Source organism: Pseudoduganella sp. GCM10020061 (genome assembly GCF_042683405.1).
Taxonomy (GTDB): domain Bacteria; phylum Pseudomonadota; class Gammaproteobacteria; order Burkholderiales; family Burkholderiaceae_D; genus Telluria.
The window spans coordinates 139,151-150,024 of record NZ_JBHUJS010000006.1 but is presented as its reverse complement, the minus strand read 5'-3'; the positions used below and the strand labels follow the sequence as shown (position 1 = coordinate 150,024).

The 10,874-nt window shown below is 67.4% G+C and carries 6 protein-coding genes; 3 read left to right on the top strand and 3 right to left on the bottom strand.

Annotation, left to right across the window (positions count from 1 at the left end):
* Nucleotides 1-5: 5 nt before the first annotated feature.
* Nucleotides 6-1,430: an iron-containing redox enzyme family protein gene (locus ACFSQR_RS12375; protein WP_377730123.1), complete on the bottom strand. Its 1,425-nt coding sequence runs from the start codon at nucleotides 1,428-1,430 to the stop codon at nucleotides 6-8.
* A 181-nt stretch (nucleotides 1,431-1,611) separates the two neighbouring features.
* On the opposite strand from ACFSQR_RS12375, the gene ACFSQR_RS12370 reads away from it, so the two are divergent.
* Complete coding sequence (locus ACFSQR_RS12370) at nucleotides 1,612-2,097, top strand: dihydrofolate reductase (RefSeq protein ID WP_377730225.1); 486 nt, start codon at nucleotides 1,612-1,614, stop codon at nucleotides 2,095-2,097.
* A gap of 166 nt (nucleotides 2,098-2,263) precedes the next feature.
* Nucleotides 2,264-4,516, top strand: coding sequence for an Orn/Lys/Arg decarboxylase N-terminal domain-containing protein (locus ACFSQR_RS12365; RefSeq protein ID WP_377730122.1), 2,253 nt, complete (start codon nucleotides 2,264-2,266; stop codon nucleotides 4,514-4,516).
* Nucleotides 4,517-4,651: 135 nt separating this feature from the next.
* Here ACFSQR_RS12365 and ACFSQR_RS12360 read toward each other — a convergent pair whose 3' ends face one another.
* Both ACFSQR_RS12360 and ACFSQR_RS12355 read right to left on the bottom strand, forming a co-directional pair.
* Nucleotides 4,652-7,174, bottom strand: coding sequence for a cation-translocating P-type ATPase (locus ACFSQR_RS12360; RefSeq protein ID WP_377730121.1), 2,523 nt, complete (start codon nucleotides 7,172-7,174; stop codon nucleotides 4,652-4,654).
* A gap of 15 nt (nucleotides 7,175-7,189) precedes the next feature.
* On the bottom strand, nucleotides 7,190-9,865 hold the full coding sequence (locus ACFSQR_RS12355; RefSeq protein ID WP_377730120.1) for a GNAT family N-acetyltransferase: 2,676 nt from the start codon (nucleotides 9,863-9,865) through the stop codon (nucleotides 7,190-7,192).
* A gap of 134 nt (nucleotides 9,866-9,999) precedes the next feature.
* Between ACFSQR_RS12355 and ACFSQR_RS12350 the strand changes: the two genes are divergently transcribed.
* Entirely contained in the window at nucleotides 10,000-10,830 is an 831-nt protein-coding gene (locus tag ACFSQR_RS12350) for a universal stress protein (RefSeq protein WP_377730119.1), read from the top strand.
* Nucleotides 10,831-10,874: the final 44 nt, after the last annotated feature.

The following is a 10,874-nucleotide window of genomic DNA, read 5'->3' as shown; positions in this document are numbered from 1 at the left end:
GGGGCTTAGGCCTCGAGCAGCCGCGAGAACATGCGCGTGGCCATCAGGCCGGCCGCCGTGTGGTGCGTGGACGGGGCCAGCAAAGGCAGGAGGATGGCCATGATGTCGGCCTTGCTGCCGGCCGACGCCACGCGCTCTTCGAGCAGGTGCAGTTCGTTCTTGTGTTCCGCTTCCTGCGCATGGTGGCGCAGCAGGCTGCGCGGCATGCGCTCGTTGCGCGGCCGGTGCGGGGCCAGCTCCTCCATGCTGCGCTGCTGCACGCGGAAGCTGCGCGAAGGCGCTTCCGGGCGGCTGGCGATCCAGTCGCGCAGCACCTGCTGCTCGTAGCTGGAGAACACGCCGAACATCTGGGCACGCTCGCCGTGCACCAGGCCCCAGAAGCGGCTGTTCTCGACCGGCTCGCCGCGCTTGATCCAGCCGGACGACTCCATCGCCCGCAAAAAGCCCGGCACCTGCGCCGGATCGGACAGCCAGTCATTGACCGAACGCCCCTCGACCCGGCAGTAGTCCGAATGCATGTTCTTGCCCACCACGGATTTCGCCTGCAGGATCGCGCACAGCTCGCGCTCGATATCGAACGAGGCGATCACCGAGGTGGTGCCCGCGCCCAGGTCGTTCAGCCGGTAGCCGTCCAGCACGCGCTGCAGGAAGCCGGCGCGGTCGCCCACCAGCGGCAGCAGCTGGCGCAGCGCCTGCACGGCCTTCTGCGCATGGCCGTTGGCGGCATTGTCCACCGTGACGTGGAGCGTGAAGTAGTACGGGTCGATGCCCAGCTCGTTCAGTTCGTACGAAGTGATCAGCAGGTGCAGCGGCAGCTGCTCGTAGCCGAGGTTGTAGCCGATGATTTCGGGCAGGTAGCGCCTGGCGTCGTGGCCTAGGGCCAGCTGGATCGCGCCCTGCACGAAATAGTGGTCGGGCAGGTCCTGCCACTGGTCGCAGCCATGGGTGGACAGCAGCTTGCGGAAGATGACCACGTGGTTCTTGTCCGGGATGCCGTCACCGAGTTCTTCCAGGTAGGTGCGGATCAGCGGATGGAAATCGGGATTGGCCCACTGCTCCAGCAGGCCGTAGAGCCAGGCGCCATCCACCAGCTTGGTGGGCGCGACATGGCGGATGAAGGACAGCGCCGCGGACCGGGTCGGGAAATACAGGCGCGGCGCGCCGCCCTTGCGCGAGGCGAGGTAGGCGCGGTACTGCTCGCCCACGTCGTCGGTGCGCTGGGCGATCCACCCGCCGAGGGTGGAGAGGTCGTCCGGAATGTCCGATGGAAGGGTCTGCGCTTCGGCCAGTTTGCGGTCGAGGAAGTCGCGCGCGGCGTCGCGCGCCGCGGCCGGATCGGCCTCCAGCGCGAAAAACAGCGCGCGCTCGCCCGCGGGTAGCGTGGCAAGCGCAGGCGCTTCGTCGATCGTTTCGACTTCAAATCGTTCCATCAGCTCATCCTTTGTCTTAACAAGATGATTATGGTGGCGCGCGTTTCAGCAGAGAATCGGTACGCAGGCTGTTAGCATGTAAGAAAGGGATTACACCGCTCGAGCGGACGGGACGACCCGTTATAATGGAGCCGACTATTAACTGGATGCCATCTTTATCTTGACTACCGAATACCTGCCCATGCCCCTGCTGTCGATCGTCGTCGCCGTGGACAAGGCGGGCGGCATCGGCGTCGACAACAAGTTGCCATGGCACCTGCCGGAAGACCTGGCGCACTTCAAGCGCGTCACCTCGGGCCACGCCATCATCATGGGCCGCAAGACTTTCGATTCGATCGGCCGGCCGCTGCCCAACCGCCGCAATATCGTCATTACGCGCAACCGCGACTGGTCGCACGAGAACGTGCTGGCGGTCGGCTCGCTGCAGGAGGCGCTGCGGGAGGTGATCGGCTCGCCCTCCTTCATCATCGGCGGCGCCCAGATCTTCGCCGAGTCGCTGCCCATGGTGGAGCAGCTGATCGTGACCGAGATCGACAAGACCTTCGACTGCGACACCTTCTTCCCCCGGCCGGATCCGGCGCAATGGGTCGAGACCGCGCGCGAAACGTATTACTCGGAAGCGAACGCCTGCGACTATGCGTTCGTGACCTATACCCGCCGCCTGTAGCCGTGCCCAGCAGTGCGACAGCCGCTGCCGGATCGCGGTTAGGCTGGTTGAAATTTTTTCACCGGATTGCAGGCATTTCTGCGACAATCCGCATCCTGTTTTCTGGTGCCGTGAGCGCGAGCCTATTGTGGGCTTGCCTCATGGCGCTTTGCTTTGGAGGCTTGCCATGAAATTCCGTTTTCCCATTGTGATCATCGACGAGGACTTCCGGTCCGAGAATACCTCCGGCCTGGGCATCCGTGCGTTGGCCGCCGCGATGGAGAAAGAAGGCATGGAAGTCGTCGGCCTGACCAGCTACGGCGACCTGTCGCAGTTCGCCCAGCAGCAGTCGCGCGCGTCGGCCTTCGTGCTGTCGATCGACGATGAAGAGTTCGGCGAGGGTTCGGTCGACGAGACCAACTTTGCGCTGGCCGCGCTGCGCGAGTTCGTGCGCGAGATCCGCCACAAGAACCGGGACATCCCGATCTATATCTACGGCGAGACCCGCACCAGCCGGCACATCCCGAACGACATCCTGAAGGAGCTGCACGGCTTCATCCACATGTTCGAGGACACCCCGGAATTCGTTGCGCGCCACATCATCCGCGAAGCCAAGTCCTACCTCGACGGCCTGGCGCCGCCGTTCTTCCGCGCGCTGGTCAACTACGCCAACGACGGCTCCTATTCCTGGCACTGCCCGGGCCACTCGGGCGGCGTGGCGTTCCTGAAGTCGCCGATCGGCCAGATGTTCCACCAGTTCTTCGGCGAGAACATGCTGCGCGCCGACGTCTGCAACGCGGTCGAGGAACTCGGCCAGCTGCTCGACCACACCGGCCCGGTCGCCAAGTCCGAGCGCAACGCCGCCCGTATTTACGGCTCCGACCACTGCTACTTCGTCACCAACGGCACCTCCACCTCCAACAAGATGGTGTGGCACTCGACCGTCGCCCCGGGCGACATCGTCGTGGTCGACCGTAACTGCCACAAGTCGATCCTGCACTCGATCATCATGTGCGGCGCGATCCCGGTGTTCCTGATGCCGACCCGTAACCACCTCGGCATCATCGGCCCGATCCCGCTGGAAGAGTTCACGCCCGAATCGATCGCCCGCAAGATCGAGGCCAATCCGTTCGCGCGCGAAGCCGTCAACAAGAAGCCGCGCATCCTGACCATCACCCAGTCCACCTACGACGGCGTGGTGTACAACGTCGAGACCCTGCGCGAAATGCTGGACGGGAAAATCGACACCCTGCACTTCGACGAGGCGTGGCTGCCGCACGCGGCCTTCCACCCGTTCTACACCAACATGCACGCGATCCACAAGGACCGCCCGCGCGCCAAGGAGTCGATGATCTTCTCGACCCAGTCCACCCACAAGCTGCTGGCCGGCCTGTCGCAGGCCTCGCAGGTGCTGGTGCGCGAGTCCGAGACCGTGAAGCTCGACCAGGACGCCTTCAACGAGGCCTACCTGATGCACACCTCCACCTCGCCGCAGTACTCGATCATCGCCTCGTGCGACGTCGCCGCGGCCATGATGGAAGCGCCGGGCGGCACCGCGCTGGTCGAGGAATCGATCACCGAGGCGCTCGACTTCCGTCTCGCGATGAAGAAGGTGGACGAGGAATTCGGCGACGACTGGTGGTTCAAGGTCTGGGGTCCGGACACCTTCTCCGAGGAAGGCAATGCCGTGCAGGACGACTGGATGATCCGCGCGGAAGACACCTGGCACGGCTTCGGCAAGCTGGCGCCGGGCTTCAACATGCTCGACCCGATCAAGGCCACCGTGGTGACGCCCGGCCTGTCGCTGGACGGCCAGTTCGGCGAGACCGGCATCCCTGCCTCGATCGTGACCAAGTACCTGGCCGAGCACGGCGTCATCATCGAGAAGTGCGGCCTGTACTCGTTCTTCATCATGTTCACCATCGGCATCACCAAGGGCCGCTGGAATACGCTCGTGGCGGCGCTCCAGCAGTTCAAGGACGACTACGACAAGAACCAGCCGATGTGGCGCATCATGCCGGAGTTCGCAGCGGCCAATCCGATCTACGAAGGCGTCGGCCTGCGCGACCTGTGCCAGTCGATCCACACCTTCTACAAGAAGTACGACGTGGCGCGCCTGACCACCGAGATGTACCTGTCGGACATGATCCCGGCCATGAAGCCGTCGGACGCTTTCGCCAACATGGCGCACCGCCAGATCGAGCGCGTCTCGATCGAGGAGCTGGAAGGCCGCATCACCGCGATCCTGCTGACGCCATACCCGCCGGGCATCCCGCTGCTGATCCCGGGCGAGCGCTTCAACAAGACGATCGTGGATTACCTGCGCTTCGCACGCGACTTCAACGAGCGCTTCCCCGGCTTCGAGACCGACGTGCACGGCCTGGTCAAGCGCGAGGTCGACGGCAAGCGCGGCTACTTCGTCGACTGCGTCAAGCAGTAGAAGTCCGGGACTGTCCCCTGACAGTCCGGTAGCTTCGCACACCAGGGCCTGTCGCCGCGACGGGCCCTTTTTCCATCCGCTGCGTGGCGGAATCGCCCCATTCATGGCCGATTCCGCCAATCCGGCGTACCGCGCTCAGCCGGCAGCGCCCTGCCTGCGGGTGCGCGTCTTGAACACGAATTTCACCAGCTCGAACCAGCCCAGGCAGGCGAAACCGGACAACACCGCCCAGGCCAGCGCGTGCCGGTCCACGGCCGAAAAGTGGAACACCTCGCGCAGGAACGGCACCGACAGGACCGCCATCAGCGCCGCGAAGGTGCCGCCCAGGATCCACCACTGCGCACGGTTGGGGATGCCGATGAGGGTGAAGAACGAATGCACCAGCGACCGGTTGGCGACGATGAGGCAGGCGCTGCCGATCACCTGGACGGTGAATGCCAGCGTGCGCGCTTCCTCCACCGGCATGGCGTCCCGGAGACCGCCGAAATACGTCGCCGCCACAGCCGCCAGCAGCCCCGCGCCCTGGAGCACGGCCAGCAGGATGCTGTGCGGCCCGAACAGGCGGTCATGGATGCCGCGCGGCGGCCGCTGCATGATGTCGCGCTCGGCCCCCTCCGTTTCGAACACGATCGCGCAGGTCGGGTTGATGATCATCTCGATAAAGACGATGTGCACCGGCGCGAACGCCAGCGGGGTTCCCAGCACCAGCGGCAGGATCGTCATGCCGGCGATCGGGATGTGTACCGCGACGATATAGGTCATCGCCTTGCGCAGGTTGTCGTAGATCCTGCGGCCCAGCCGCGCCGCGTGCACGATCGAAGTGAAGTCGTCGTTGAGCAGCACCAGCGAGGATGCCTCCCGGGCCACGTCGGTGCCGCGCTCGCCCATGCTGATGCCGATATGCGCCGCTTTCAGCGCCGGCGCGTCGTTGACCCCGTCGCCGGTCATCGCCACCACTTCGCCGTTCGATTTCAGGGCATTCACCAGCCGTAGTTTCTGCTCGGGGAGGATGCGCGCGAACACGTGCACTCCCTGCACCGCAGCCCGCAGCGCATCGTCCGGCATCGCGTCCATGTCGGCGCCGGTCATGACACGTTCGCTCGGCAGGCCGGCCTCCTGCGCGATGGTCTGGGCCGTCACGGGATAGTCCCCGGTGATCATCATGACGCGCATCCCGGCCTGGTGGCATTCGGCCACGGCGCTGCGCACCTGCGGACGCAGCGGGTCCGCCAGGCCCACCAGCCCGAGCCATTCCAGGTCGAGCCCGTCCTGCCCCGGCGGCCACGGCGGAGCCGCATGGCGCGCCCTGGCCACCCCGATCACGCGCATGCCCTGCCTGGCAAGCGCCTCGACCTGCTGCAGGATGTCGCCGACCCTGGAAGCGGGAAGCCTGCATGCGCGTGCCACCGCTTCCGGCGCGCCCTTGGTGGCGACGGCATAGGCGCCGTCGGCCGTGCGCCACACGTGGGTCATCGCCAGCAGCTGCTTGGTCAGCGGGTACTCGTGCACTAGCGACCAGCCGGCGTGCTTGCCCGGTCCCGCCGAGCACTCCGCGTGGAAGCGGTGGAAAGCCTGCTCCATAGGATCGAAGGGATTCGACTCGCTGGACAGGACTGCATACTCGATCACTTCTTCCGCCGGCCCGGGAAAGCCATTCCCTTCAAGTCCGGCCAGCACCGGACCGGCGCCGGCAACGACGGATTTCACCGTCATGCGGTTCTCGGTCAGGGTGCCGGTCTTGTCGACGCACAGCACGGTCGCCGATCCCAGCGCCTCGATCACCGCGGTGCGGCGGGTCAGCACGTGGTTGCGCGAGATCCTCCACGCGCCAAGCGCCATGAACACCGTCAGGATCACGGTGAATTCCTCGGGCAGGATCGACATGGCCAGTGTGATGCCGGCCAGGAGCCCGTTCAACCAGTCGCCGCGGAACCAGGCGAACAGCACGACGACCAGCAGCGACACGGCCGCCCCAAGCAGCGCGAAGCGCTGCACCAGCGTCCTGATCTCGCGTTGCAGCGGGCTCGGTTCGGCCGTCTGCGCCTGCAGCGAACGCCCGATCTTGCCGATCGCCGTGGCTCCGCCGATCGCATCGACGCGCACCAGGCCACCGCCTTGCAGCACCATCGAACCGGAATACACCCGCTGCTCAGGCCCGGCATCGCCCTCGCCGGCGGCTTCCTTCGCGACCGGGACCGACTCGCCTGTCAGCAGCGATTCGTCGATCAGCAGGTCGTGCGATTCGATCACCACGCCGTCGGCCGCGACCCGATCGCCCTCCTCCAGCACCAGCGTGTCGCCCGTGACCACTTCGCGGCCGGGAATCCGGGCCTGCCGGCCGTCGCGCAGCACCAGGGCCCTGGGACTGGACAGGTCCTTGAGCGTTTCCAGCACGCGCTCGGTGCGGCGCTCCTGGACGATGGTGATCCCCATCGTAATGAAGACGAAGCCGAGCAGCATCAGCGCGTCGCTGCGGTCGCCCAGCACCAGGTAGATTGCCCCTGCGCCGATCAGCAGCATGAACATGGGTTCGCGCACGACTTCCAGCACGATATGAAACACCGTGCGCCGGCTCTTGGCCGGAAGCTCGTTATAGCCGTCCAGGCGCAGCCGTTCTGCCGCCTGCGCGGCGGTCAATCCGGGGGTAGTGTCCTTCACGCCCACGGCATGCCCCTACAGCTCGATGCGGAACGACATCGTTTCGATGTCGGCCGGGGTGATCGTAAAGCCCAGGCCGGCGACCAGGTTCAGCACGCGCGAGTTGTGCGCCAGCGCCTCGCCGGTCACCTCGCGAATGCCCCGGGCGCGGCAATAGTTGAGCAGCTTGGTCATCAGGATGCGTCCCAGGCCCTGCCCCTTGAGGTCGGAGCGGACCACGATCGCAAACTCGGCGACGATATTGTCCGGGTCGGCGATGGCGCGCGCCTCGCCCAGCAGCTCCCACCCACCCTGCCCGTCCTCGCGCGCGGCGATGAACGCCATTTCGCGGTCATAGTCGATTTGCGTAAAGCGCGCCAGTTGCGATGGCGACAGGGTCCGCATGCGCACGAACATGCGGTAGCGCACGTCCTCCGGATCGAGCGACTGGAAGAAGACCGCATACTGCGGCGCGTCTTCCGGCTGGATGGGACGCAGCAGGACCTGACCGCCCTGCCAGGGCACCCGCTCCTCCAGCTCGTCCGGGTAGGGCCGGATCGCCAGCCGGTCGAAGCCGCTCGTTCCCGGCGCGGTGCGCTCCACCCGCACCCGCGCGTCGAGCGCCAGCACACCGGCGCTATCGGCGAGCAGCGGGTTGATGTCGAGCTCCAGCACGCCCGGCAGATCGGTGACGAGGTGCGACACCCGGATCAGCACATCACAGATGGCGTCCATGCTGGCTGGCGGCCGGTTGCGGTAGCCCGCCAGCAGGCGCGCCACGCGGGTACGGGAAACCAGCTCGCGCGCCAGCGCCATGTTCAATGGCGGCAGCGCGACCGCATGGTCGGCGGTCACTTCGACCGCGATGCCGCCCTGCCCGAACAGGATGACCGGGCCGAACACCGGATCGCAGCTCGCGCCCACGATCAGCTCATGTGCTTGCGGCCGCCGCGCCATGGCCTGCACGGCGAACCCTCGCAGCCGTGCCTGCGGGAGCAGCGCCTGCACGCGCTGCTGGATGGCCAGCACCGCATCGCGCACAGCTTGTGGGGTATCGAGGTCGAGCACGACCCCGCCGACCTCGGTCTTGTGGGTGATATCGGGCGACAGCACCTTGACCGCGACCGGGAATCCGATCCGTTCCGCCAACGCGACCGCCTCGCCGCCGTCCGCCGCGACGCCGGTGGCCACGGTGGGTATCCCGTAGGCCTCGAGCAACGCCTTGGCCTCGGGCTCGGTCAGCATGTCGCGGCCGTCGTCGAGCGCGGCCTGCACCAGCGCCTGCGCGTGCGCCCGGTCGGCCCGGCTGCCCGCGGGCGCGGCCGGCGGCACCTGCACCAGCAGCTCCTGGCTGCGCCGGTACTGCACGATCTGCATGAAGCCGGCCACCGCCTCCTCCGGGGTGTCGTAGGTGGGAATTCCCGCGGCCGAGAACATGTGGCGCGCCTCGGCCAGCGCGTCGCCGCCCAGCCAGCACGAGATGACGTTGCGCGGGCCGGCGGCCGCCAGCGGCAGGATCGCGCGCGCAATGTCGGCGCTCGGCACGACCGCGGTCGGCGCATGGATGAACAGGAGCGCATCCCACTGGCTGTCGGTGAGCAGGATCTCAAGCGCCGCCAGGTAGCGGGCGGCAGGCGCGTCGCCGATGATGTCGACCGGATTGCCCCGCGACCAGGTCGCAGGCAGGACCTCGTCGAGCCGGCGCACAGTGTCATCCGCAAGCCGCGCCAGGCGGCCCGTGCTGCCCACCAGCGCATCGGTTGCCATGACGCCGGGGCCGCCGCCGTTGGTGATGATGGCCAGGCGGTCGCCGGACAGGGGGCGCGCCCGCGCCAGCGTTTCGACCGTCCCGAACAATTGCGCCGTCGAGTCGACCCGCACCATGCCGGCGCGCCGGATCGCCGCGTCGTACACGTCGTCCGCACCGGCCATCGCGCCGGTGTGGGAGGCCGCCGCGGTGGCGCCTTCCGGCACCCGTCCCGCCTTGACCACCAGCACCGGCTTGCTGCGCGCCGCCGCCCGCGCGGCGGACATGAACTTGCGCGCGTGCCTGATGTCCTCGATGTACAGCAGGATCGCCGCCGTCTCTGGGTCTCCGGCCAGGTAGTCCAGCATGTCGCCGAAGTCGATGTCGGCACTGTCGCCCAGCGAGACGAACGCGGAAAAGCCGATCCCGCGCGAGCCGGCCCAGTCGAGCATGCCGGTCACCAGCGCCCCCGACTGCGAAACGAAGGCGATCTTGCCCGGCAGTGCACTGGTATGGGCGAAACTGGCATTCAGGCCGATGCGCGGGATCAGCAGGCCCACGCAGTTCGGCCCCAGGATGCGCAGCAGGTAGGGCCGGGCGGCTTCGAGCATTTCCTGCCTGAGGGTCTTGCCGCTGCCTTGCACTGTGTTGCCCAGGCCGGTCGAGATGACGATCGCGGCCCTGGTCCCCCGCTCGCCCAACTGCCTGATGAGCGAGGGCACGGTTGCCGCCGGAGTGCAGATCACGGCCAGGTCGGGCGCCTGCGGCAACGCGGCAATGCTGGGATAGCACTTGCGCCCGGACAAGGTCTCGTATTTGGGATTGACCGGCAGCAGCTCGCCATGGAAGCCGGCGCCGACCAGGTTGCGCAGCACGATCTGTCCAACGCTGCCCTCCCGGGACGAGGCGCCGATGACCGCGACCGCGCCCGGCTCGAACATGGACCTAAGATTCCTCACGCTCATCGTGTTCCCCCTATCGCGCTCCCGCCGCGCATCGATCCCGCTATCATGAATCGCGTCGCTTCACGTCCGGCGCCTTGAAAGCGGGTCCGCCGGCGCTCAACGCCAATGTACACCAAGGCTTTGGAGGAGATGCCATGGGCTACAGAACAATTCTCGTCCACGCCGACCTCTCGGCACACGCCGCGTCCCGCATTGCGCTGGCGGCCCGGCTTGCCAATGCGCACCAGGCCCACCTGATCGGCGCGGCCATGACAGGCATCTCGCGCTTTACCTATCCCGGCCCGACGGACCTCGGCCGCACCGTCATCGGCGGTTACGTGGACGCCCTGTACGACCAGGCCGCGCGGGCGCTGGCGCAGTTCGAGCAGGTGGCCGCCGCGTCGGGCGCGACGTCGTTCGAGACGCGGCTGGTTGCCGATGACCAGCTGGGCGGCCTGGTGCAGATGGCGCGCTTCTGCGACCTGCTGGTGCTGGGCCAGACCGACCCCGCCGCTGCCAACCCGGAACCCCTGGGCGACCTGCCCGAGCGGGTCATGCTCGATGCCGCGCGTCCGGTGCTGCTGGCGCCCTGCGGCGGCCACCCAGGCCCGCTCGGCGGGACCGCGCTGATCGGATGGGACGGCAGCCGTGAATGCGCCCATGCCGTGACCGGCGCGCTGCCCCTCCTGCACCGGGCCGCGCGCGTCGTCGTGGGCCACTTTGCCGAGGAGGAGGCCGAGGAACGTGACGTCCAGTCCTCCGAACTGCTCGCCTGGCTGGGCCGGCACGGCCTGCAAGCGGAGCTGGTGGAACGTGATGGCCGCCGCGATGTGGGCGCGGGGCTCAAAGCCCTCGCGGCCGAGATCGGGGCGACGCTGGTGGTCATCGGCGGCTTCGGCCATCCGCGCTTCCGCGAGCTGCTGCTGGGCGGCGTCACCAAATCCCTGTTCAGGTCCACCACCGTGCCCCTGCTGGTGGCGCACTGACGCGAACTGCTCCGTGACCGGCCACACCGATCGCATGCCCCCAC